Annotated in this window: 23 protein-coding genes, 1 other RNA gene and 1 pseudogene; 2 read left to right on the top strand and 23 right to left on the bottom strand. The window is 54.7% G+C overall.

Translation table 11 applies throughout. The features are described 5' to 3' along the window. Positions 1-38 precede the first annotated feature (38 nt). From ftsA to rnpB, 14 genes are all read right to left on the bottom strand, one after another. Complete coding sequence (gene ftsA / locus G9Q73_RS06725) at positions 39-1,274, bottom strand: cell division protein FtsA (protein WP_177419108.1); 1,236 nt, start codon at positions 1,272-1,274, stop codon at positions 39-41. Further along, positions 1,275-2,087: a cell division protein FtsQ/DivIB gene (locus tag G9Q73_RS06720; protein ID WP_177419107.1), complete on the bottom strand. Its 813-nt coding sequence runs from the start codon at positions 2,085-2,087 to the stop codon at positions 1,275-1,277. Beyond that, positions 2,084-2,980: a UDP-N-acetylmuramate dehydrogenase gene (gene murB / locus G9Q73_RS06715; protein WP_177421306.1), complete on the bottom strand. Its 897-nt coding sequence runs from the start codon at positions 2,978-2,980 to the stop codon at positions 2,084-2,086. The genes G9Q73_RS06720 and murB overlap by 4 nt, the downstream gene beginning before the upstream one ends. A 190-nt stretch (positions 2,981-3,170) precedes the next feature. Continuing rightward, positions 3,171-4,610 carry a UDP-N-acetylmuramate--L-alanine ligase gene (gene murC, locus G9Q73_RS06710; RefSeq protein ID WP_177419106.1) on the bottom strand — a complete coding sequence of 480 codons (1,440 nt, stop codon included), beginning with the start codon at positions 4,608-4,610 and terminating at the stop codon, positions 3,171-3,173. After that, a complete protein-coding gene (murG, locus tag G9Q73_RS06705; protein ID WP_177419105.1) occupies positions 4,607-5,686 on the bottom strand; it encodes an undecaprenyldiphospho-muramoylpentapeptide beta-N-acetylglucosaminyltransferase in 1,080 nt (359 codons plus the stop codon). The genes murC and murG overlap by 4 nt, the downstream gene beginning before the upstream one ends. Beyond that, positions 5,671-6,870 (bottom strand): putative lipid II flippase FtsW, encoded by a 1,200-nt coding sequence (gene ftsW / locus G9Q73_RS06700; RefSeq protein WP_177419104.1) that lies wholly within the window; start codon positions 6,868-6,870, stop codon positions 5,671-5,673. The genes murG and ftsW overlap by 16 nt, the downstream gene beginning before the upstream one ends. Continuing rightward, the gene (gene murD / locus G9Q73_RS06695; RefSeq protein ID WP_177421304.1) at positions 6,867-8,222 is read right to left on the bottom strand and encodes a UDP-N-acetylmuramoyl-L-alanine--D-glutamate ligase; all 1,356 of its coding nucleotides are present in this window, start codon (positions 8,220-8,222) and stop codon (positions 6,867-6,869) included. Before murD ends, ftsW begins: the two co-directional genes overlap by 4 nt. An 8-nt stretch (positions 8,223-8,230) precedes the next feature. After that, positions 8,231-9,313 carry a phospho-N-acetylmuramoyl-pentapeptide-transferase gene (gene mraY, locus G9Q73_RS06690; RefSeq protein WP_177419103.1) on the bottom strand — a complete coding sequence of 361 codons (1,083 nt, stop codon included), beginning with the start codon at positions 9,311-9,313 and terminating at the stop codon, positions 8,231-8,233. Positions 9,314-9,315: 2 nt separating this feature from the next. Continuing rightward, complete coding sequence (locus tag G9Q73_RS06685) at positions 9,316-10,857, bottom strand: UDP-N-acetylmuramoyl-L-alanyl-D-glutamate--2,6-diaminopimelate ligase (protein ID WP_177419102.1); 1,542 nt, start codon at positions 10,855-10,857, stop codon at positions 9,316-9,318. Beyond that, positions 10,857-12,590, bottom strand: a complete 1,734-nt coding sequence (locus tag G9Q73_RS06680) for a peptidoglycan D,D-transpeptidase FtsI family protein (protein WP_177419101.1) — start codon at positions 12,588-12,590, stop codon at positions 10,857-10,859. Before G9Q73_RS06680 ends, G9Q73_RS06685 begins: the two co-directional genes overlap by 1 nt. A gap of 2 nt (positions 12,591-12,592) precedes the next feature. Continuing rightward, complete coding sequence (ftsL, locus tag G9Q73_RS06675) at positions 12,593-12,865, bottom strand: cell division protein FtsL (protein WP_177419100.1); 273 nt, start codon at positions 12,863-12,865, stop codon at positions 12,593-12,595. Beyond that, positions 12,862-13,800 carry a 16S rRNA (cytosine(1402)-N(4))-methyltransferase RsmH gene (rsmH, locus tag G9Q73_RS06670; RefSeq protein ID WP_177419099.1) on the bottom strand — a complete coding sequence of 313 codons (939 nt, stop codon included), beginning with the start codon at positions 13,798-13,800 and terminating at the stop codon, positions 12,862-12,864. The genes ftsL and rsmH overlap by 4 nt, the downstream gene beginning before the upstream one ends. Then, positions 13,800-14,255 (bottom strand): division/cell wall cluster transcriptional repressor MraZ, encoded by a 456-nt coding sequence (mraZ, locus tag G9Q73_RS06665; RefSeq protein ID WP_177419098.1) that lies wholly within the window; start codon positions 14,253-14,255, stop codon positions 13,800-13,802. The genes rsmH and mraZ overlap by 1 nt, the downstream gene beginning before the upstream one ends. A gap of 255 nt (positions 14,256-14,510) precedes the next feature. After that, positions 14,511-14,863: RNase P RNA component class A (rnpB, locus tag G9Q73_RS06660), an RNA gene on the bottom strand. A gap of 97 nt (positions 14,864-14,960) precedes the next feature. On the opposite strand from rnpB, the gene G9Q73_RS06655 reads away from it, so the two are divergent. Then, positions 14,961-16,406 carry an O-antigen ligase family protein gene (locus tag G9Q73_RS06655; protein ID WP_177419097.1) on the top strand — a complete coding sequence of 482 codons (1,446 nt, stop codon included), beginning with the start codon at positions 14,961-14,963 and terminating at the stop codon, positions 16,404-16,406. Between the two features lie 157 nt (positions 16,407-16,563). After that, complete coding sequence (locus G9Q73_RS06650; RefSeq protein ID WP_177419096.1) at positions 16,564-18,666, top strand: YgiQ family radical SAM protein; 2,103 nt, start codon at positions 16,564-16,566, stop codon at positions 18,664-18,666. Between the two features lie 756 nt (positions 18,667-19,422). Here G9Q73_RS06650 and G9Q73_RS06645 read toward each other — a convergent pair. The 9 genes and pseudogenes from G9Q73_RS06645 to G9Q73_RS06605 all read right to left on the bottom strand — a co-directional run. Next, a complete protein-coding gene (locus tag G9Q73_RS06645; protein ID WP_177419095.1) occupies positions 19,423-19,629 on the bottom strand; it encodes a cold-shock protein in 207 nt (68 codons plus the stop codon). A gap of 269 nt (positions 19,630-19,898) precedes the next feature. Continuing rightward, positions 19,899-20,291 (bottom strand): VF530 family DNA-binding protein, encoded by a 393-nt coding sequence (locus G9Q73_RS06640; RefSeq protein WP_304956566.1) that lies wholly within the window; start codon positions 20,289-20,291, stop codon positions 19,899-19,901. 254 nt (positions 20,292-20,545) lie between these two features. Further along, entirely contained in the window at positions 20,546-20,779 is a 234-nt protein-coding gene (locus tag G9Q73_RS20690; protein WP_246345081.1) for a GFA family protein, read from the bottom strand. Positions 20,780-20,824: 45 nt separating this feature from the next. Next, positions 20,825-21,220 carry a GNAT family N-acetyltransferase gene (locus G9Q73_RS06630; protein ID WP_177419094.1) on the bottom strand — a complete coding sequence of 132 codons (396 nt, stop codon included), beginning with the start codon at positions 21,218-21,220 and terminating at the stop codon, positions 20,825-20,827. 36 nt (positions 21,221-21,256) lie between these two features. Continuing rightward, complete coding sequence (locus tag G9Q73_RS06625; RefSeq protein WP_177419093.1) at positions 21,257-21,541, bottom strand: type II toxin-antitoxin system TacA family antitoxin; 285 nt, start codon at positions 21,539-21,541, stop codon at positions 21,257-21,259. A 227-nt stretch (positions 21,542-21,768) separates the two neighbouring features. Beyond that, positions 21,769-21,915, bottom strand: a pseudogene (locus G9Q73_RS20685) (GDP-mannose 4,6-dehydratase); the annotation flags it as partial. Between the two features lie 26 nt (positions 21,916-21,941). Further along, positions 21,942-22,976: an exostosin domain-containing protein gene (locus G9Q73_RS06615; RefSeq protein ID WP_177419092.1), complete on the bottom strand. Its 1,035-nt coding sequence runs from the start codon at positions 22,974-22,976 to the stop codon at positions 21,942-21,944. A 243-nt stretch (positions 22,977-23,219) separates the two neighbouring features. Next, entirely contained in the window at positions 23,220-23,441 is a 222-nt protein-coding gene (locus G9Q73_RS20160) for an SIS domain-containing protein (protein ID WP_177419091.1), read from the bottom strand. Between the two features lie 379 nt (positions 23,442-23,820). Further along, on the bottom strand, positions 23,821-24,132 hold a 312-nt coding region (locus G9Q73_RS06605), incomplete at its 5' end, for a hypothetical protein (RefSeq protein ID WP_304956565.1).

The raw sequence follows: 24,132 nt of genomic DNA, 5'->3' as shown, positions 1-24,132 counted from the left end.
CCGCCCGTCTGTCTGCCAACAGCCTGCACTACATAAAGTTAAAAATTACCTTGAAACCAATTCTTCATCCGTTCCCAGATCGCTTTCATTCCCCCATCATGGGAGAGATCCACCACACCACGACTCCGGTTTGTGTTACCGAACAGCAGCAACCCGACGCCGGTGGAATAGATCGGGTTGCGCACCACGTCGGCCAGCCCGGTGACGTATTGCGGCACCCCGAGTCTGACCGGCATGTGAAACACCTCTTCCGCCAACTCGATCACCCCTTCCATCTTGGAACTTCCGCCGGTCAGCACCACGCCGCCCGCAATCACATCCTCAAAACCGCTACGTCGCAATTCCGCCTGAATCAGTGTCATCAACTCCTCGTAACGGGGTTCAACCACCTCCGCCAGGGTCTGACGCGAAAGCCTGCGCGGCGGCCGGTCACCGATACTGGGCACCTCGATGCTCTCATCGTTGGTGGCCAACTGGGTCAGGGCACAGGCATATTTGATCTTGATATCTTCTGCGTGCTGGGTCGGTGTGCGCAGCGCCACCGCAATATCATTGGTCACCTGATCCCCGGCGATGGGGATCACTGCGGAGTGACGAATCGCTCCACCGGTGAAGACCGCTATGTCGGTGGTGCCGCCGCCGATATCCACCAGGCAGACCCCCAGCTCCTTTTCGTCATCGCTCAGGACCGAGTAACTCGACGCCAACTGTTCCAGGATCAGGTCATCGACCTCCAGACCGCAGCGGCGCACGCATTTGATGATGTTCTGCGCCGCGCTGACGGCGCCAGCGACCATGTGCACTCGGGCTTCGAGGCGCACACCCGACATACCGATGGGATCGCGGATCCCCTCCTGTTCATCGATGATGAATTCCTGGGGCAGGATATGCAGGATCTTCTGATCCGCCGGGATCGCCACCGCCCTGGCCGCATCGATCACCCGCTCCACATCACCCTGGGTCACCTCTTTGTCACGGATCGCAACGATGCCGTGAGAGTTGAGGCTGCTGATATGGCTGCCAGCGATACCGGCAAAGACCGAGTGGATCTCGCAGCCCGCCATCAATTCCGCCTCTTCCACCGCCCGCTGAATCGACTGAACCGTGGACTCGATATTCACTACGACCCCTTTCTTCAACCCGCGTGAGCGGTGGGAACCGATGCCGATGACCTCTATCTCATCACCGGTCTTGACCTCTCCCACGATGGCCACCACTTTGGAGGTGCCGATATCCAGGCCAATAATCAGATTTTTTTCACTTTTCTTGGTCATTCAAAGTCCTGCAATCCGTTTTTTCCCGCTCTGCCGAGCCGGATTGTCTGTTGATAATTCCTGCTTCGGCAACGCCTTCCAGCGTGCCGTAAATCCATTGGTGTAACGCAGATCCACCGTTTCCAACCGCCCCTCTTTACCATCTCCCAAGCCGGGATAGAGCCGTACAAAACGTGCCAGCCGCTGGGCGATGTCAGATCGTCCCAAATTCAATGTCAGACCCTGCCGGGTCTTCAGCCGCCACGCCTGACGGGCATCGACCAAGACATGTTTCAGATCCAGCTCCACGGTCTTCAGCAGCGCCTCGATGCGCAGAAAGTCACGACTGATGGCGGCAGCGTTGCTCTCCGGCCCTTCCAAAGTCACCAGTTCAGGCAGTTTTGGTAGCCGCTGAGGACGAAAGATCTCCCCCTGCTGGTTGACCAACCCCCTCTTACCCCAACGTGCCAGCGCCACCTGCTCCACCACATTGACCCGCAGGGTATCGGGCCAGACCCGCCGCACACTTGCACTGGCCACCCAAGGCAATCCTTCCACTTCGGCGCGGATTAAATTGAGGTCGACGCTGAAAAAGCTACCGCGAATGGCTTTGATCACTGTCTGTTTCAGCAGCTTTGGATCGAGATGTAATATCTCTCCATCGATCCCAATCACCCGCAGCGGCATCACTTTTGGATCCTGCAGCTGGGCAATCCCCCAAGCTGCGCCAATTCCACCCAGTACGGACAACAGGAGTGCAAACCCCCACACCTGCAGAAGGATCACCCCCTTTTTCCACCGGCTGAGCGGCGCTTTTTTCTGCCGCCGCTTCACCGCGCCTCTCCAACCCGGTGGACTTCCGGTACCAACAGCACACCGCTGCGCTGTTCAACCTCAGATTGCACCTTCGTTATCAACGCCTCGATATCCGCCGCAGTGGCATCGCCGGTGTTGATAATGAAATTAGCGTGCTTTTCAGAGACCTGTGCACCGCCAATCCGCGTCCCCTTGAGACCTGCTGCCTCAATCAGTTTTGCCGCATGGTTACCAGTCGGATTTCTGAATACGGAACCACAACTCGGCAGACTCGTGGGCTGAGTCGCCGCACGCCGGTCCAACAGCGTCCGAATCACCTGCTGCGACGCGCTCACATCCCCCGACTGCAGCTGCAGTTCGGCGGAGAGGAACCACTCCCCTGCAGTACCCTTTACGCTGCGATAGCCGATATCGAAGTCATCTGGAGTGCGTTTCCGCACCTCCCCGTAACGGTCCAGGGTCTCCACCTGTTTCACCTGATCCCAGATCTCACCGCCAAAGGCACCGGCATTCATCGCCAGAGCACCGCCAAGTGTGCCGGGGATACCCGCCAGAAACTCGACCCCGCAGAGACCCGCCCGCGCCGCAGTGCGCGCCACCTTGGCGCAGGAGACGCCCGCCTCCGCGTAGAGCCGTGACCCGTCCCGCCATTCCAGCCTGTTGAGCCGACCCTGAGTGGCAATCACCGTGCCGGGAAAACCACCGTCACGCACCAGCAGGTTGCTGCCCAGACCCAGCCAGAGCAGCGGTTCATCCGTTTCCAACTGCTGTAGAAACCGCACCAGATCCGCGCTGTCCGCAGGACGGTAGAAACGACGCGCCGGACCGCCTACCCGCCAGGTCGTATGACCGGACAGGGGCTCGTCGAGCAGCAGTTCACCCCGCAGCGATTGTTCGTCCAGCGCAGGCATCATTTCCGGGGCTCCCCTACACATCTTTGATCATCTGGTCGATGAGGTGAAAGCAGGGATCGATTCCGCCCGGTCTGCTGCAGCCCATCTTTCTCATGGTCTTGCGCCACGCCGAAGCACAGCTGGAGATGCGCGGAATTCAAGGCCTCCCCACAACCCTGATGGAGCCGACTCATATCGAACAATTTATTCATCCGACCATCCCCTCACACAGTCTTTTCGGCAAATCCGCAGCGATGGCTCCAATACTGCCCGCTCCGAGGGTGAGGACTATGTCTCCCTCCTGCAGCAGTCCGGCCAGGACCTCCGGCAACTCCTCCAGCAGCTCGACAAATACCGGATCAACCTGCCCGCGCATACGCACAGCGCGGCTCAGCGCACGCCCGTCCGCACCTTGAATAGGCGCTTCCCCTGCGGCATAGACCTCGGTAAGCAGCAACACGTCGGTCTGCGAGAGCACCTGCACGAAATTCTCGAACTGCTCCTGGGTCCGGGTGTAGCGATGGGGCTGAAAAGACAGCACCAGACGCCGTTCCGGCCAACCGGCCCTCACTGCCGCCAGAGTGGCGGCTATCTCGCTGGGGTGGTGTGCATAGTCATCGACAAACATCACCCGGTCATTGCCCACGAGACAGTCGCCGCTGGTCTGAAAGCGTCGGCCGATCCCCTGAAAATTCTGTAACGCCCGCTGGATACTGGCCTCTTCGACACCCAGCTCCAGCGCTACGGTAATCGCCGCAAGGGCGTTCAACACATTGTGGCGTCCCGGCATATTGAGGGTGACCCGCAGATCCTGATTCCAGCCCTCGCACTCCAATCCGAAACGGGTGATCGCCCCCTTCTGGGTGACCTCCACCGCCCGCACATCAGCATCTTCGGAGAATCCGTAGGTGCGCACCCGCCGGGTGATCTCAGGCAACAGCCCACGGACTTCGGCGTCATCGATACAGAGCACCGCCAGACCATAGAAAGGCAGGTGGTGAAGAAACTCCAGAAAGGCCCCGCGAAGACGGTCGAAATCGCCGCCATAGGTGCTCATATGATCGGCATCGATGTTGGTCACCACCGCCAGCATGGGCTGCAGATAGAGGAATGAGGCATCACTTTCATCCGCTTCCGCCACCAGATAGTCTCCCTCTCCCAGCTGTGCATTGGCGCCGGCGCTGTTGAGGCGTCCACCGATCACGAAAGTGGGGTCCAGCCCCGCTTCTCCCAGCACACTCGCCACCAGACTGGTGGTGGTGGTCTTGCCGTGGGTACCTGCCACCGCGATGCCGTAGTGGAAACGCATGATCTCCGCCAGCATCTCCGCTCGTGGCACCACCGGGATACGCCACTCTCTGGCAGCCTGCACTTCCGGATTATCCGCTTTCACGGCGCTGGAGATCACTACGGCATCACAATCCCTGACCTGCTCCGCAACATGACCGATGAATATCTGCGCGCCCAATCCAGCCAACCGCCGGGTCACCGCGCTTTCACGCTGATCGGATCCGGAAACCGCATAATCCAGATTCACCATCACCTCGGCGATACCACTCATACCGGCACCACCGATACCCACAAAATGGATGCGGCGCATGCGGCCCATGCTGTCGGGGGCGTGGCGGCGGCGATTCTTGTCACTCATCTTTCAATCATCTCCAGACAGGCCCGGCCTACCCGTTCTGCGGCATCGGGACGTGCCAATCGGCGTGCAGCGACGGCCATACTTAATAGTATCTTTCGATCTGCCAACAGCGCTTCCAGCATATCTGCCAGGGTGACTGCATCCAGCGAAGTCTGAGGGACGAGTTGTGCAGCACCGGCATCCACCAGATAGGCCGCGTTGCGGGTCTGGTGATCGTCAACCGCATGGGGGAAGGGGACCAGGATTGCACCCAACCCGGCGGCCGCCAGCTCTGAAATGGTAAGCGCCCCGGCCCGGCAGATCACCAGGTCAGCCCAGCCATAGGCACCCGCCATGTCGTGCTCAAAGGCGCTGATATCCGCATCTACTCCATGCTTTTCATAGGCGGAGACCGCCGTGTCATAGCTCCGTTCGCCCGCCTGATGGCGCACCTCGGGCCGTTGTCCAACCGGCAGCCGGGCCAGTGCGGCTGGCACCGTCTCATTCAATGCCTGGGCGCCAAGGGATCCGCCCAGCACCAGCAGATGTAACGGCCCGACCCGGCCCTCGAACCGCGTTGCAGGTTCCGGCAGTTCAGCGATCTCCAGGCGCACCGGATTGCCCGACTCAACCGCTCTCCTGGCTGTGTCAAAACTGCCGGGGAACGCCTCGAATACCCGAGTCGCAAAATGGGAGAGGAGACGGTTGGTAAAACCCGGGATTGCATTCTGTTCCTGAATCACCAGTGGAATACCCAACAAGCGTGCCATCAGGCCACCCGGACCAGAGACAAAACCCCCCATCCCCAGTACCAGACTCGGGCGGTTTCTGCGCAGTATCCGCAACGTCTGCCAGAGTGCCTTCAAAATCACAAAAGGCGCTGCCAGCCGACGCAGCAGACCCGTGCCGCGAACGCCACGGACCTCGATCCACTCCATAGGAATGCCCCGCTGCGGGATCAGTTTCGCCTCCATTCCCCGCCGCGTACCCAGCCAGAAGACAGCAATGCCCTCTGCCATCAGCCAGTCAGCCACCGCCAGCGCGGGAAAGACATGTCCGCCTGTGCCGCCTGCCATCACCATCACACGCGGCTCCATGAGCGGCCTCCCGGCTTTACGCCGTCACTCTGCTGCCGCAATTCATGATCGATACGCAGCAGCACGGCGATTACCAGACAGGTGACGATAATGCTGTTACCCCCGTAGCTTATAAAGGGCAGGGTCAAACCCTTGGTGGGCAGCAACCCCACGTTCACCCCGATATTGATGAACGACTGAAGGCCGATCCAAATACCGAAACCGTAGGCGGTATAAGCGGAGAAACGCTTCTCCCGGGCCATCGCCCGGGTACCGATCTGAAAGGCGCGCCAGGTAATGAAGGCAAACAGGAAAATCACCCCCAGGGTTCCGATCAGACCGAACTCCTCTCCAATCACCGCCATAATGAAGTCGGTATGCGCCTCGGGCAGATAGAACTGTTTCTGTATGCCGTTGCCGAGACCGACACCGGTCACTTCACCACGGCCAAAGGCGATCAGCGCCTGCACCAGTTGGTAATCGCTATCCCGCTGGTCATCCCAAGGGTTGATGAAGGCGGTGATCCGCCGCCAGCGGTAGTCTGAAAAGTAGATCAGTGCGCCACCAGCCAGGGCAGAGGATGTCAGCAGAATAGTGAACTGCCACAATACGACTCCGCCCAGAAAGAGCATGCCCAAGACCGTGGCGAAGAGCACCACCGTGGTGCCGAAATCGGGTTCCAGCATAATCAGCAGACTGGTCAGAAGCACCAGTATCATTGGCTTGGCAAAACCCCACAGCGAACTGGTAACCTCACTCTGACGGCGCACCAGATAACCGGCGATATAGATCACCATGAACAACTTCACGAACTCAGAGCTCTGCAGGTTGAAGACCCCCAGTGGAATCCAGCGCCGCGCATTGTTCACCTCTTTACCGATATTCGGTATCAATACCAGCACCAACATCACCAAACCGACGAACACCAGTACCGGCCCTGCCCTCTCCCAGGTTGAGACAGGTACGCGAAACAGCACCACAGCGCCAACCAGTCCAATACAGAGCGCAATGGTGTGGCGGATCACAAAGAAGAAGGGCGATCCTGCGATACGCTCACCGGCGTACATGGAAGAGGAGGCCACCATCACCAGACCAAACATGAGCAGGATCAGTGCAGCCCCCATCAGCCAGTAGTCAATGACTGGTGGCGAGAGAACGCCCTCTTTACCGCCGATGATCGCCTGTGGTCTTGCCATGGCACTCATGACACCAACCCCTCAACCGCCTGAATGAAGGCTTCACCACGGGCTTCATAATTGCGGAACATATCGAAACTGGCGCACGCCGGTGAGAGCAGCACCCGGTCTCCAGGTTTTGCCAATTCCGCTGCCCGGTTCACTGCCGCTTCAAGGCTCTCCGCACACTCCACAACAATCCTGCCGGAAAGCACCTGTTCGATAACCTGGGCATCCCGTCCGATCAGGATCACTGCTCGGGCGGTGCGTTCAACTACCGGCGCCAACTCGGAGAAATCCGCCCCTTTGCAGTCGCCACCGGCGATCAGCACGCTGCGGCTCTCTCCGTTCTGGGGGTGGAGACCCTCCAGTGCGGCAATGGTCGCACCAACATTGGTGCCTTTGGAATCGTTGTACCAGCGCACACCTCCTTTTTCAGCGACAAACTGGGTACGGTGAGACAGGCCGGTAAAACCCCGCAGGGCAGCCAACATCGGCTGCATGGGCAGATCCACCGCCACACCCAGCGCCAAGGCGGCCAGCGCATTTGCCTGGTTGTGCAAACCTGGGATCTTCAGTTCGCTCACAGGCAGCAGGGGGGTGGTTCCATGGCACAACCAGCGGGCCTCTGCATTCTCGCAAATGCCGAAATCGTCTTTCAGTGGCGCCTCAAGGGTAAATCCCGACTCAGCGCTGGCAGCACCGCTCATGGAAACGACCCGCGAATCGTCCCGATTGACCAGGCCAACCCTGGCGTTCTGGTAAACTGCCGCCTTGGTCTTCGCATACTCATCGAGTGAGGCGTAGCGATCCATATGATCTGCGGAGATGTTCAGCACCACTGCCACATCGGCCTTCAGGGACTGAGTCGTCTCCAACTGAAAACTCGACAGCTCAAGAATATAGAGATCCACTGTTTCATCCAGCAGATCCAACGCCGGCTCTCCAATATTGCCGCCAACGGCAACATTCAACCCGGCGGCACGGGCCATCTCACCCAACAGCATGGTGACCGTGCTCTTACCATTCGAGCCGGTAATGGCAACGATAGGGGCTTGTGCCGCTCTGCAGAAAAGTTCGATGTCACCGACGATTTCAACGCCCCGCCGCTGGGCTTCCTGGATCAAGGGCTCCTGCAACGACAAGCCGGGACTGACTACCAGCTGCTCCGCTGCGAGGAATACCTCAGGCTGAAAACTACCGAGAAACAGCGCCACATCCGGCATCTCATCGGTCAGATCCTGCAACCCGGGCGGCTGCTCACGGCTATCGGTCACTGCAACAGGCACACCCTGCCGCATAAGATAACGGGCGCAGGAGAGCCCGGTCTTGCCCAGACCGACAATCAGGATTTTACCTGCTTGCTGCGCCATGACCTGCATTCCATCCCTCATCTGATCTTCAGACTCGCCAATCCGACCAACACCAGGATGACGGTGATGATCCAGAAACGCACAATGACCCGGGGTTCGGGCCAACCCTTCAATTCAAAATGGTGGTGCAAGGGCGCCATCATGAAGATGCGTCGCCCAGTGAGTTTGAACGAGGCGACCTGCAGCACCACGGATATGGTCTCCATGACGAAGACTCCCCCCATGATGAACAGCACCAGCTCCTGGCGTACCGCAACCGCAACCACGCCCAAGGCAGCGCCAAGGGCCAGTGCGCCCACATCTCCCATAAAGACCTGCGCCGGATAGGTGTTAAACCAGAGAAACCCCAGCCCTGCACCCACCAGAGCGCCGCAGAAAATGATCAGTTCACCCAGTCCTGGGATATAGGGGATTTTCAGATAGGCGGCGAAGTCAACGTGTCCGGTAAGGTAGGCAAACAGACCCAGCGCCCCACCCACCATCACCGTCGGCAGTATCGCCAAACCATCCAGGCCATCGGTGAGATTCACAGCATTTGATGAACCCACAATGACCAAATAGGTCAGCAGGATGTACCAGGGGCCGATATCCAACGCCACATTTTTTAGATAGGGGATCAACAGTTGCGTCTCCACCGGACTCTGCGCGCTAAAGTAGAGCACGCAGGCGGCCCCGAGGCCCACCACCGACTGCCAGAAATATTTCCAGCGGGAGGCGAGTCCGCGTGGATCCTGGAGTACCAGTTTCTTGTAGTCATCCACCAGGCCGATGACGCCAAACAGCAACGTCACCGACAGCACGATCCAGACATAGCGATTGCCCAGATCGGACCAAAGCAGGGTGGCGACGGCTATTCCTACCAGGATCAGCGCTCCCCCCATGGTGGGCGTACCGGCCTTGGAGAAGTGGGTCTCCGGACCATCGTCCCTTATGGTCTGCCCGATCTGGTGGGTACTGAGTCTGCGGATCATCACCGGGCCGACCATCAATGAGATCAGCAGCGCGGTGAGTACCCCGAGAATGGTACGCAGTGTCAGATACTGAAAGACATTGAATGCCGTGTCATATTGCGAAAGCCAATCGGTCAGATAGAGCAGCATCGTCAGTTACCCCCATCCCGCCAATCGTCCAGCGCCTGGATAACCTGCTCCCGGTCACTGAACGGCAGCTTCCGATCTCCTATCTGCTGATAGGTCTCGTGACCCTTTCCGGCCACCAGCACCAGATCCTCCGCCCCGGCGCTGAGCACCGCCAGACGGATCGCCTCTGCCCGATTAGCCTCGACCCTGGCCTGCTCGGGATGCTCCATCCCAGCCAGTATCTGATCGATGATGGCGCGACTCTCCTCACTCCTGGGGTTATCGTCGGTAACAATAATGTTATCCGCATACTGCTCGGCAATACGCCCCATCTGCGGCCGCTTGCCTCTATCCCGATCCCCACCACAGCCAAAAACGATAGTCATGCGACTGGCGCAGTGGCTGCGCACCGCAAGCAGAACATTTTCCAGGGCATCCGGCGTATGGGCAAAATCCACCACCACACAGGGACGCTCATCATTGCCGAAGCGCTCAAGGCGTCCCTCTACTGTTGTAGCCGTTGAGAGTTTTGCCAAAGCCTGCTCCAGCGCCCAGCCTTTGTAGAGCAAGACCGAGAGAGCGGCGAGCAGATTACTGGCATTGAACCGGCCCATCAGGGAGGTATGCAACACGCCTCTGCCCCACTGACTGGAGAAGTGGATCTCCATGCCGTCGGCAGCGGGCAGGATGACCTCCGCCCTGATCCAGCCACTGATACCATCCGGTGGACAGGCCTCCGGACTCACCGAATAGACCACCGCATCTACATCAGCTGCCAGGGAATCGAGCAGTTCAGGACCGAAGGGGTCATCGAGATTGATCACCGCGCAGCACAGGTCAGACATGTGAAACAGCCGCTGCTTGGCGGCAAAGTAGTTCGACATGGTGCCGTGGAAATCGAAGTGGTCCCGGCTGATGTTGGTGAATACGGCAATATCAAAATGGATCGCGGCTGCCCGGTCCTGAGCCAGCGCGTGGGAGGAGACCTCCATCACCAGCGCTTTTGCCCCTTCGGTTTTCAGCTGCGCCAGCAGTGACTGCAGCGTCACCGCATCAGGGGTGGTAAAACCGGTATCAATCAACGCACCGATAAAACCCGCCCCCAAGGTGCCGATGATGCCGGTGGGTGTCTCCGGTTCCAGCGCCTGCGCCAGCAGATGACTGACACTGGTCTTGCCATTGGTGCCGGTAATCCCAATCACCGTCATGGAGCGGCTGGGATAGCCATAAAAGCGTGCTGCCAACAGGCTTGCCTGACGCGCCAGGTTCTCAACCCGCAAAAGTGGAATATCCACCTCTGCCGCCAGTCTCTCCGCTTTGCGCTCGTTCACCACGCCGTCCGGTTCCCAAACGATGGCGGCTGCACCCTGCCCTATCGCCTGATCGACAAAATCGAGCCCATGGACACTCCCCCCCACACAGGCAAGAAAGAGTCCGCCTTCCTCTATAAAGCGACTGTCCAGGCTGATATTTGTGACCACCCGGTCCTCTTTCGGGGTCACGCTCACAAACCCGCCAAGCAACTCGGAGAGTAGTATGCCCTGTGCGTTCACATGTGCGGTCATCAGCGCCTTTCCCCTGAACCCGCCAGCAACGGCGTCACCACCAACGGTGCATCGGGTGGGATATTGAGCAGCCGCAATGCACCGCTCATCACCTTGGAAAATATCGGTGCTGCCACCTTGCCGCCATAGTAATCCTTACCCCTTGGTTCATTAATCATCACCGCCATCACCAGACGTGGATCACTCGCAGGCGCCATGCCGACAAACAGGGAGAGATATTTGTCTTCCGCATACCCTCCGGCAACCGACTTCTTGGCGGTGCCGGTCTTGCCCGCCACGCGGTAGCCGGGGATTGCCGCCAACGGTGCGGTACCGCCTTTGGCCACCACCGCTTCCAACATGTGAACCACTGATCGCGCGGTGGAGCGACGTACCACACGTTCACCCTTGGGCAGCTCACTCACCTTCAACAGGGAGACCGGCAGTCTCACCCCATCGTTGGCCAATACGGCGTAGGCGCGGGCAAGCTGTAGCGGGGTCACCGAAAGTCCATAGCCGAAGGAGAGGGTGGCCTGTTCAAACTGGCTCCAATCCGAAAAATGCGGCAGACGGCCTGATGATTCACCGGGAAACATGCTTTCGGCCGAACGACCGAAGCCAAACTGGGAGTAGAGCTTCCAAAGGATCTCCGGCTTAAGTGCAAGCGCTATCTTGCTGGCGCCCACATTGCTCGATTTACTCAACACGGTTGCCACGTCGATGCGGCCGTAGTTGTGCGAATCCTTGACCAGATGACGTCCAACGCGCAGCAGTCCGGGCCTCACATCGATCGGCGTGTCCGGCTTGAAACGTCCCTGCTCCAATGCAGCGGCCACCACAAAGGGCTTTACCGTGGATCCCGGCTCAAACACATCGGTCACTGCGCGATTGCGGAAGCTACCCCGGTGGTTGCTGCGGCGGCCGTTCGGGTTATAGGCGGGACGATTGACCATTGCCAGCACCTCACCACTCTTGGCATCCAGAATTACGGCTGAGCCGGAAACCGCTCTGTGGGCCATCACCGCCTTCTTGAGTTCCCGATAAGCGAGAAACTGCAGGCGCCGATCGAGACTCAATACCAGATCATTACCCGGACGTGGGGACTGGATATTCTCCACCTCTTTGATCACCCGGCGGCGACCATCCATGATGACCCGCTTGGCGCCATTCACTCCGGAAAGCCACTCATTGTAGGCCAGCTCCATCCCCTCCAGTCCCTGATCGTCAATGCCCGTCAGCCCGACCATATGGGCCATCACCTCGCCACTGGGATAGAAGCGCCGGTGCTCCGACTCCAGGCCAATCCCTTCCAGATCCAACGCCTTTACCCGCTGTGCCACATCCGGATTGACGCGCCGTTTGAGATAGACAAACCTCCGGTCACTGGCCAGCAGACGCCGTACCCTGTCAGGATTCAGATCCAGGATAGAAGCAATCGCACCAATGGTTTTACCGTCGGCCTTGAGTTTGCGAGGGTTAGCGAAAATGCTTTTCACTGGGGTACTGATCGCCAGCGGTTCGCCATTCCGGTCGGTTATCATGCCGCGGCTCGCCCGCACCTTCATCGGTTTCAGATAACGCTTCTCCCCCTGCTGCTGCAGGAAGGCCGTCTCGAATACCTGCCGCTCAACCGAACGCCAGATCAAAGAACCGAAGGCAAAAGCCAGCACAGCAAGCAGAAAAAGGCGGCGAGCTTTGTAGCTCGGCACCTTGATCTTCTCAGCATGTCCCCGCTTTTTCTTCGATCCCACCATCTTCAGCGCCTGATCACCACAACATCACCCCATCGCGGCCGGTGCATTTTCAACTCCCGATCCGCAGCCTTTTCAACTTTTGCATGGGTCGCCAGCGTGCTCTCCTCCAACTGCAGGCGTCCCCACTCGACATCGATCTGCCGCCTCTCGGCATGCAGCACCTGCAGTTCCACAAATGCCTTGCGGCTCAAATACTTGGCATAGACAACACTGACGCCGGAAAGCACTACCGCCAACATCAATCCAGCCAGCGGAAGGAATTTGAAGTAGCTCATGAGAGCCGCTCCGCCACCCGCAGCACCGCACTGCGGGACCGGGGGTTTTCCTCTATCTCTGCCTTGCCGGCCCGGATGGCCTTGCCCAGCAGCCGTAACTTTGGATTCAACTGAGCCTGGGTCACAGGCACACCCGGCGGAAAACGATCACCCTTCGCCTGATCGCGCATGAAACGCTTTATCATTCTGTCCTCAAGGGAGTGAAAACTGATCACTGCCAACCGACCGCCCGGGGCCAACACGTCCAGCACCTGGTCCAGAAAACGCTCCAGATCCTCAAGCTCCCGGTTGATAAAGATCCGGATGCCCTGAAAACTGCGGGTGGCCGGATGTTTACCCTTCTCCCAGGCGGGATTGGCCGCACTGACGATCTCGGACAACTGGCGTGTGGTCCTGATCGGCTGCTCCTGACGGGCTGCCACAATCGCACGGGCGATACGCCGCGCATGACGCTCTTCGCCAAAGGTTTTAAGCACATCCGCAATCTCCTTCGCCTCCGCACCCATCAGCCAGTCGGCAGCGCTGAACCCCGTCTCTGGATCCATGCGCATATCGAGTGGACCCTCCTGCAGAAAACTGAAGCCCCGCTCCGCCTGATCCAACTGCGGTGAGGAGACCCCCAGATCCAACAGAATTCCATCGACCTTTCCCGCCACCCCGTGCTGTGCTGCAATCGTCGCCAACATAGCGAAGCTACCCCTCTCAATAACAAACCGGCCATCTCCGCCAAATGCCTCCTGGGCATGGATAACGGCCTCAGGATCCTTGTCGATACCGATCAAACGGCCGGCTTCACCCAAACCTTCCAGGATCAAGTGACTGTGTCCGCCACGCCCGAAGGTACCGTCGATATAGACGCCATCCGGACGAATAGCCAGTGCTGCCACCGACTCGTCCAGAAGTACCGGCCGGTGTGCTCTCGGTTCTTCCATCATCAGAGCGAGAGCGATTCCAGCTCTTCAGTCAGTTCCAGCCCTTCCTCATCGATCTTATTGAGCCAGTCATCAAGCTGCCGACTCCAGACCGCGTCATCCCAGAGCTCGAATTTGTCCCCCTGTCCCACCAACGCCACCTTTTTGTCGAGACTGGCGAACTCTCTGAGTTCTGTCGGCAGGAGAATACGCCCCTGGCCATCCATATCAGTTTCATGGGCGTAGCCGATATAGAGTCGCTGTAGGTTCCGGGCTGATCTGCTTAAGGCGGAAAGCTTTTTGAGTTTCTCTTCAATCACCAACCAAGCTGGTTTAGGATAGATCAACAGACAACGATCTTTATCCCCAGTAATCACTAATTGAGAGGCACAGGTCTCCACCAGCCCGTCGCGATACCTGGTCGGTATCGCCATACGGCCTTTAGCATCCAGATTGAGCTTGGAGACACCACGAAACAAAAAACTCCCCCCTTGGGTAAAATTTTCCCTTTTTACCCACTTTATCCCACTTTCCATCCATCTTAGGAGCCGATACCTGGATCTGTCAAGGTTAATTAGGGTAAAAGTCTTTTGTGTTCAGGGGGTTACAAGAGGAAGTTACACAGGAATAAGCAGTAGATTTCCACTGAAAATACAGCAGATTAAAGCTCAAACCTAAAGTGGAGTATCAAGAAAATCGGAGAAAATCCGGACCAACGGAAAGAGAGGGGGAAAAGTGGGAGCCGGCCTGTAAGCCGGGTTCTGTCGAGAACAGTCATTCATCTGGGATGTGCGTCGCCACACACCTCAAGCAACCTACCCGGGAACAGTGCGGGCCGCACCAATGTTCCCCTATTTGGTCTTGCTCCGGGTGGGGTTTACCTTGCCACTATCGTTACCGACAGCGCGGTGCGCTCTTACCGTCACCATTTCACCCTTACCGGCCTCCGAAGAGACTTAGGCGGTATATTTTCTGCGGCACTTTCCGTAGGCTTTCGCCTCCCAGGCGTTACCTGGCACCCTGCCCTATGGAGCCCGGACTTTCCTCCGCTTCACAAAAGTAAAACAGCGACTGTCCGGCCGACTCCCACATGCAAGCTAATACGCTTCCCAACGGATTGCAAATGTAATTCAATTAAGAGAAACCTTAATCCTGCCGAAAGAATAACTATGATATAAAAATCCATGCAGAAAAATGGTTCCACAATGACAAAAATACGCAGTTCCAGCGCTGAGATTATCTCGGCTCCATTGGCTATTTTTTTTGCGTTTGCGCTAAATGGCCGGCTCTCCAGGTTTCTCCTGTCGGAAGACAACCCCTATGACACCAAACGCATACTGGAAACAGCATTACTATTTGGTATCTGTCTGATACTGCTCATTTCCCAAAAAGAACGCCAGTCATGGCTTACCCTTTTCTCCCGACTAACCCATCAAACGAAACTGCTGATCAGCGGCATTATCATTTTCGGCTCAATCTCTTCCATCGCTGCACCCATCCCCCAAGATGCTTTTCTCTCCCTCAGCTATGTTGCCCTTCTTTTCTTCTTTACGCTGTTTATTGCAACCCAGCGGCACCATTACGGCAACGCTTACGACAAGATACTGGTTCTCATCATTGTGCTCGCGGTAATCATCTATGAAGGTGCATTTATAAAATCATTTATTGATCATGCTGTTCAGGACAGGATTTTCTATTTTCACCCGATTTTCGTAAACAGCCGCTTTCTTTGCCAGTTCCTAACCTGGACGCTTCCTCTGATCACGCTGCCAATATTCCTTGCTCAGGAAAGCACACCAACCAGGCGTAAACTGATCTTTTTATCCACGCTATTGATCGCCGGAACCTGGTGGGCTATTGCCATTGCCAATGGGTCTAAAGGAAGTCTTCTGGGGCTGCTTATTGGATGGATAGTGGTCGCGATTATTTTTCGTGGCAGAAGCCGGGACTGGCTGCTCATACAATTTTACGCCCTGCTGGCCGGACTCTTTATCTACTTCACTGTCTTTGTACCGGAGCTCCGCTACGACAATTTTGCCGCTATTGCCCAGAGTCTCGTCAGCCGGATGGCATTGTGGGAACAGGCGCTCCAGCTCATTAAAGACAATCCACTTCTGGGTACGGGTCCCTTGCACTACGCATATTTTCGTAACCCTTATGCTGCACACCCTCATAACAGCATGCTGCAAATCGCCTCTGAATGGGGACTTCCAGTACTACTGATGGTCTCTCTCCTGGCCATTTCCAACTTCACCATCTGGGTAAAGCGAACCACGGCAAACCCGGTCCACCTTTCGCTGACTGCAGCACTGCTTGCTGCTACATTTCACTCACAGATCAGCGGTGTATTAACCACGCCATTAAGCCAGATAATGATGTGTCTGGTTATCGGTTGGATGTACGGCATAGTGCAACCCCTGCAGATCACACCAGACAGTTCAGCCGGACACACCGCGAAGTGGTTATTTTTGTTTGTTATATTGCTCTCCATCGCAGGCGTGGCGCAGGGCATATTCCCTGAGGTTTTTTCTCTGCCGGAACTAGGGGTAGAGTGGCTAAACAGCCACGAGCGTTTCGAGGGCCATGCAACTTTCAATCCTCGATTCTGGGGCCAGGGTTGGTTACGCTAACTTAAAATTCCCTGAGGTTTTTTCTCTGCCGGAACTAGGGGTGGAATGGCTAAACAGCCTGTGAGCGTTTCGAGACCCATGCAACTTTCAATCCTCGATTCTGGGGCCAGGGTTGGTTACGTTAACTTAATTCCTCTGTGGCAATCATTATCGGCTCATGCAAACCGCACCTGACATATTTTCCTACCGCCCCCATTGGGCCAAACGTTTCGGCACTGCACCCGTACTGCCCATGTCCCGGGAGGAGATGGACGACCTGGGCTGGGACAGTTGCGACATTATCATCGTCACTGGCGATGCCTATGTGGATCATCCCAGTTTCGGCATGGCGCTGGTGGGCAGACTGCTGGAGGCCCAGGGTTTTCGTGTCGGCATCATCTCCCAACCGGATTGGCGCAACAGCGAAGACTTCCTGCAATTGGGGCGGCCCAACCTCTTTTTCGGCATCACTGCCGGAAATATGGATTCGATGGTCAACCGCTACACCTCAGACCGGCGCATCCGCAGCGACGACGCCTACACGCCGGATGGCGAGGGCGGCAAGCGCCCGGACCGTTCCGTCATCGTCTACGCCCAGCGCGCCCGTGAGGCGCTCAAGGGCGTGCCGATCATCATCGGCGGCATCGAGGCCAGCCTGCGCCGCATCGCCCACTATGACTACTGGTCGGACAAGGTACGCCGCTCCATTCTGCCCGACTCCAAGGCCGACCTGCTGATCTACGGCAACGCGGAACGGGCGCTGGTGGAGGTGGCGCACCGGCTGGCAGCGGGAGAGAAGATCAGCGAGATCACAGATATTCGCGGCACCGGATTCATGTCACAACAGATTCCGGCTGACCGGACAGTCATCGACTCGACTGAACTCGACACACCCGGTCCCAAAGCCTTCCATCCCGACCCTTATCAGGCGGCACCTGACTGCCCACAGCCTCAGGTAGTCATACCCCATAATCGTCCCCGCAAGCTCGATCGGGAGAAGACCCTGGTGCGGCTCCCCTCCTACGATCAAGTGGTGGAGGATGAGGTAATCTACGCCCACGCCTCCCGTGTATTCCACCTGGAGACCAACCCCGGTAACGCCCGCGCGCTGGTGCAACGGCACGGCAAACGGGATGTCTGGCTCAATCCGCCGCCGATCCCGCTGACCACCACAGAACTCGACAGGATCTACGAACTGCCCTACACCCGCAAACCCCACCCTGCCTATGGGGTGGCGAAGAACCCCGCCTGGGAAATGATCCGTTTCTCCATCAACATCATGCGCGGCTGTTTCGGCGGCTGCACCTTCTGCTCAATCACCGAGCACGAAGGACGCATCATCCAGAGCCGCTCGGAGGACTCCATCATCCGCGAGGTGGAGACGATTCGTGACCAGGTTCCCGGTTTTACCGGCAACATCTCCGACTTGGGCGGCCCCACCGCCAACATGTACCGACTCAGTTGCAGGGACGAAAAGATCGAAGCTGCCTGCCGGCGCCTCTCCTGTGTCTACCCGGACATCTGTCCAAACATGGGCACCGACCACCGACCACTGCTCAAACTCTACCGGCGCGCCCGCAAACTGCCCGGCATCAAGCGGGTGTTCATCGCATCCGGCCTGCGTTACGATTTGGCGATACGTTCGCCGGAATACATCAGGGAACTGGTCACTCACCATGTCGGCGGGTATCTGAAGATCGCCCCGGAACACACTGAATCCGGCCCGCTGGAACATATGATGAAACCGGGAATCGGCAGCTATGACAAATTCAAAAAGCTGTTTGACAAATACTCTGCCGAGGCGGGCAAGGAGCAGTATCTGATCCCCTACTTTATCGCCGCACATCCGGGCACAACAGACAAGGATATGCTCAACCTTGCCCTCTGGTTGAAGCAAAACGGATTTCGGCCGGATCAGGTGCAGGCTTTTCTGCCGACCCCTCTGGCCATTGCCTCTGCCATGTATCATACCGGTCGAAATCCACTGAAGAAGGTTCGCCGGAATTCTCCCCACCTCCCTGTCGCCACAGGCCTGAAACAGCGTCGTCTGCACAAAGCCTTCCTGCGCTATCACGATCCGAAAAACTGGCCCCTGCTGCGGGAAGCGCTAAAAAGTATGGGACGGGCAGACCTGATCGGCAACGGCAAACGCCACCTGGTGCCAAGCTGGCAGCCGAAAGAGGGGGGGGAGAGACGAAAACAGCAAAGGCAGGAGTGGCAAACGTCCCAACCTCAGATCAGCCAAGCCACAAAAAACAGGCCGGACTCAGCACGGAAATAAAACGAATAAAAAGCGTCAAAAACGCTAGCTGGATCAGACTGAAAAAGTATTTTGGCAGTCAATTTTATTAAAAATTTTTCATTTTAAGTATAGAATAAGTACTTTCTCATTTAACTTTTGGTTATTTGCCATGGAAAAATGTTACGAGTTTTTATGTTGCGAAGAGGCGGATTGTGTTAGACGCACAATTGATGACCTACAATGCTGGGAAATTGAGGGTACTTCATGTTATGACCATAGTGATATTTTTATACAATATCGAGCATTAATTGAAGGCAAGATAGATGCTTGCAGCAAATGCAATTATTACAAGATCTATAATAATGAAGCTAAGTTGCCTATCATGCAGTGAACTTGGATTAGGTCAAAAGTTTTGACCTCAGTCATTTCTGAGCTGCCTGTCCGGCAGTGAACCGCACCATTGCACAGATGCAGGCTGAAATCGATTTCTGAGCTGCCTGTGCGGCAGTGAACACCATCTTTATCACACTTGCGTAAAGTACTAAACAATAGGGGACGCACCACGTTACCCGTGATCAGCTCGTACCACACCCGATCATCAAGTACCAGAAGTGGCGCGTAAAACGGGAAAACGTGGTGCGTCCCCTATTATTCTTGTGGTAGGGGTATATCCATGCTTCTTTGTTTATTCCTTGAATCTAACACCAAGCTATGCTGAAAACGTGAGTGGAGGCCTGTTTTTCAAGGCCGTAACTCACGGTTTTCAGCATGAGCTTTTTGTTATGTGCTTATCGCTTACAAAGCCTTAACTTTGTTTGCACATGGGCCTTTCTGACCTTGACCCACTTCAAACTCAACGGCCTGACCTTCATTCAGTGATGCGTATCCGCCACCGGCTTGAATTTCTGAATGATGAACAAACAGATCTTTGCTGCCATCTTCCGGAGTAATAAAACCGAAGCCTTTGTCCGCATTAAACCACTTTACTGTACCTTTACTCATATTGTGCTCTCTACTTTATAGTGAAAAAAATAATTCTGTTTTCGCTATCACCATTACAAAAACAGATCTTTGATTTTATTGTGCACATAACGTCTCACATCACCGGAAGGCAAAAGTGGCGTTTGATTTGTGTAAAATGAAGCGTAGCGGAATACACAAAACAAACGACGCTTTTGACTGTCCGAGTGAATTTGTTTTGTTAGGCATTTTCTTCGACTTTAAGTAACAATTTATCTAGCTCTCTAGGCATCTATTCGTTCCGTAATCGTTTAGGTTTTATTTTTACGATTAGCCCATGGATCGATACTCTTTCCCGAGTGCTGCCCTACCCACGGCTTTCGTGCAGCTGACTTATTTGCACGATTTTCGCGTAACCGCTCAGCATCTTCAAAACTCAGCTCCTTAGGATTACCCGGCGTTTGGTCTTCTGGAATAATCCGCTCTCTTGGAGGTAATAAAAACTGTTCAGAAGATGCCCTAGGTAAGTTGTTAAACTCATACAAATAGAAGGCTTCAATTTTTTCACGCGCCCAATCCGTTTTTTTTAGAAACTTCACACTGGAATCAATGCTTGGATTGGTCTTAAAGCAATTGATATTTAAATAGGCAAAGAGCATCTCAAAACCACACTGATCTACCATTTCAATTAACAAGCTTTTCAAACCAACACCGTGGGGTTGTTCTTGTAATTTATCTCGTTGCTCATATTAATGTCATCAAAGGGTAATGGCGATATTATACCCATGTGGCATAGATAAAGTAGCCGTATCCACAACTTTCTGATATGGCACGAATATTTTGAGTGGTTTCAATTTGGCTACCAAACAAACTGTCCGCTGGAGCTTTTTGTTAGGCATTTTTTGGTGGCCATTCATCATGTTGTGGAACTCCTTCAGGGATGATTTCCCAGGATGCCTTAGAACCTACAAAAATATGCATTCCAAATCTCTATTTCTGGATCACCTTCTCCATTAACTTTGTCTTTATATGTACCACAAAGTGTTGAGCCGCATATGCTACAGAAAAGCAATCCTGCACCACTTTTTGATTCGTAGCTGGTTAGTAAATTTTCTCCACTTACCCATGAGAATTCTTCTGGTTCTATCTGTGCATATGCTGAAGCTTGTGAACTAAATGCTTTGCGACACATGGGCAATACGTAGAACGTGCATCTCATGTGATTTTCTTCCTAATTCTATATGCTGGCTTCGCTTACCGCCTGGGTGCGCTTGATGGCGTTGGCAAGGAGCATTTTGCCTATACCCTTATCCTGCATTGAAGTATCTACCGCCAAACGGCCGATGAGAGCAGCTGGTATAGGATGCCTGGGTAACTTCTTAGCTATTTTTTCAGGCAAAACCGACAAGTCGATGGAGAGGGTGCTGAGCGTGTAGTAGCCCAACACCTTTGTTTTATCCTGGGGGCCGCAGGCAATAAACACGCGGCTGACGTGGCGTTTTATGTCTTGGCTGGCCCGATACCTCAGGTAGTCATCCAGGGATTCTATACCGCAATCGAAAGCACTCCGTTTGTGGTTTTTGCTTAAAGGCTCAATGATGATGAGGCCATTTTCAGAGCCGTTTGTGATCATCCCATGTCCTTGGGGAGCATCCGTCATGAACTTCGCTTATTTGGAAACTACGCGGCGATCATGTTCCGCCAGAGCCTCAGTCAGCTTGCTGTTGAACGCGACTGGTTTGGCCAATGCATCAAAAAAACATTGCGCATCCAACTCGTTGAGCTGGATATACCCTTGCTCATGAATGGTCTTTTCGGCAGTCGCCAGGGCACTGGACAGAATAAAGTTGCTTACAGTCTTACCCTCGAAGCTTGCTGCGCGCTCAATGAGACTCTTGGCGCTTTTTTTCAAGCGTAAGTTGATTCGCTCATTTTTTTCAGCAGTAACGTTCATAATATGTACCTTGAGGAAAAAACGATAACGGATACTTATTATGTACGTCAATATGGTGCCTTTGTCAAGATAGTGACAAAGATGCTAACCAAGAGCTTCAAGGTATGAAGGCCAGTCTAACTCCTCCTGGCAGTGGTTTGTGCAGTAAGGATGTCGGCATCCAGGCCAGTTGCCACCGACGGTAGTCTTTGAATCTTCCATGATATTAAGTAACGCCCCCCTTTATACTGTACAAGCCCAAATAGATCGGAGGTGGTCGCCTGGTAGAAGCACGCGTTCTTCTCAAGCCCCAGTAAGCGAATCGCCTCAAGCAGGCGAAGTGTACACATACCAACAACATCGGCAGCATATTCAGGCGCCTCGAAACTGACAGCAGACGGAGTTCTGGTTTGTACCCCAGCTATGACAACACCCTGTCTCTGACGACACCCAATTGTGTCAACTCGCTCAATATCGTTACAGGCCCTTGTTCACCATACAATCTCCACAGTTCATGCCCTGCCTCTTGCATTCTCTTCAACAGCTCTGGCTGGCTAGCCAGATCCTCCAGCAACGCTGGCAGCTGACTGACAGCGATTTCTGTTTCCTTGACTTGGATTACGGCCTTATTCCAATCACTCCGGCTTCCAGGAAGAAGCAGATCATCAGACAAAATCACGGGAATGCAACCAAAACCCAAGGCCTCCCATAAACGTATACTGTTAGGGCCAGATCCGGAGGGGCAAAGACAAAAAACTGAATTGGCCATCACACGGGAATATTCTTCGCTTTGCTGAAGATGCGATTTCTGGTCCCTATCCGCAATCTTGAATCCACCAATCTGCTGATGATAAACCTGCTTTTCGTAGTGCCATTCGTTACGCCCACTTACAAAAGCATCCGAGCGAACGGGCAGCTTATGAATCCACTTCCTCACGGGAGAAAGATAAAGATTGGCATCATAGGCGCCAATGAAACTGTAAAGATACTTTCTTTCGGACGATGACTTGACCTCATGCGAATCAACATCAGGGTTATCGAAACAGCGAACCGGATAGAGCGGAAAGGGATGTACACGGACCCCCTCTACTCCTCTCACATCCCTGACTGCATGAGACCAATAAAGATCGGTAATGCTTAACCTTTGAAACCACTCCAGCATATCCAGGGCATAGATATGCTGGCAGACTGTAGCGCGAATTAAAGTGGTTCGAGGAGGAGCCAAAGCCAAGACATCAAGATAAGGGCCTGCCTTCGGCTGCCTATTGGACCTAAGCAGATCAATCAGCGTAGCCCAAGGAAAACAAACCAGTTGGGAAAAGACGGATTCCGGCAATTCTCCAAGACATTGCTCATATACCCACTCTTCGGTTTTAGCCGGACGTTGCCAACCTTGTGGAAAAGCCAATAGACTTCCAGATCTTTCCCAAGGATGGCTTCGCTCGTTTGACAACAACTACTACTCCACTGTCATACTTCTATTGGCCAGATTGCGCGGCATATCCACATCACTGCCGTGCCGGATGGCAATCTCTATCACAAGCAACTGCACAACTGCCATCATCTCAAAAAACTCCACTATAGGGTGATCTTGATTATGTCTTCGGCCAACTTAAAATACTCAGTGGATGGCTACTATGGTCGAGTCCCAGGCCGACAACTCATCCACATTGCTTTTGATCTTGTCGTAAAGACTGCTTCATGTCATTAAGGTAATTATGAAGAGCTCGGTATCTGCCAAAGCGATAGGGCCATGTTTCATCTCACCGGCGGTGTAACCCTCGGCGTGCAGATAGCCGATCCTCTTGAGCTTCAAGGCCTCTTCAAGGAGCACATGTAATTGAACGAAGTAGATATCCAATTGGGATTTGCCGGTATCAACACCGACATTAATATTGTTTTCGTTACTTGAGGTAGACATAATAAGCTGACTCCGCCTTGCAAATACGGGCTTAATGCCCGGTTGACTATTCGAGTTTATAGCTCGGTGTCCGATGTAGCGCTCACACTTGTTATCGGTCTCTCGAAAGAGGAGCCATGCAAATCACGAGCTACTACATAGGAGGGCTTTAGTTGCTGCTAAAGCCCGGGTCACACTTTACCCGGAAACGGTTATGATTATCCATACAATGCAAATTCACTCGGACAGTCAAAAGCGTTGTTTGGTTTGTGTATTTCGCTACGCTCTATTATTACACAAACCAAACAACGCTTTTGCCTTCCGGTGATTTGCGACGTTAGGCTCTAAAAAACTCAAGTTTCGGAGTTCAAAATAGCAAAAATCAGTCCCAGCCGTCCCCTCAATCATGCTCCAATTGCATAGTAAATGTATCAAGCTGAAGGCTCTGGATAAAAAACTCATGAACGCGGTTATCAATTGCCAGCATAATAGTATCGACTGAACAACCAAGCGTTTTCCGTAGTTCATTGAGCGTACCGGATATGATGGCGCGAAATATTTGCCATAGCCGTCCGGCAAAACTGAGTGAATCCAGCTGATCCTGCATCTGTGACCGAATGTCTCCGATACGATAATCCTGACCTTCCAGTTTATTGTGTACCAGCATCAAGTAGCGAATCGCGCACAGATGTATTGATGCGGTATGCGATGC

Source organism: endosymbiont of Lamellibrachia barhami (assembly GCF_011947365.2).
Taxonomy (GTDB): Bacteria; Pseudomonadota; Gammaproteobacteria; order Chromatiales; family Chromatiaceae; genus QGON01.
This window is presented reverse-complemented; position numbering and strand designations above follow the sequence as displayed.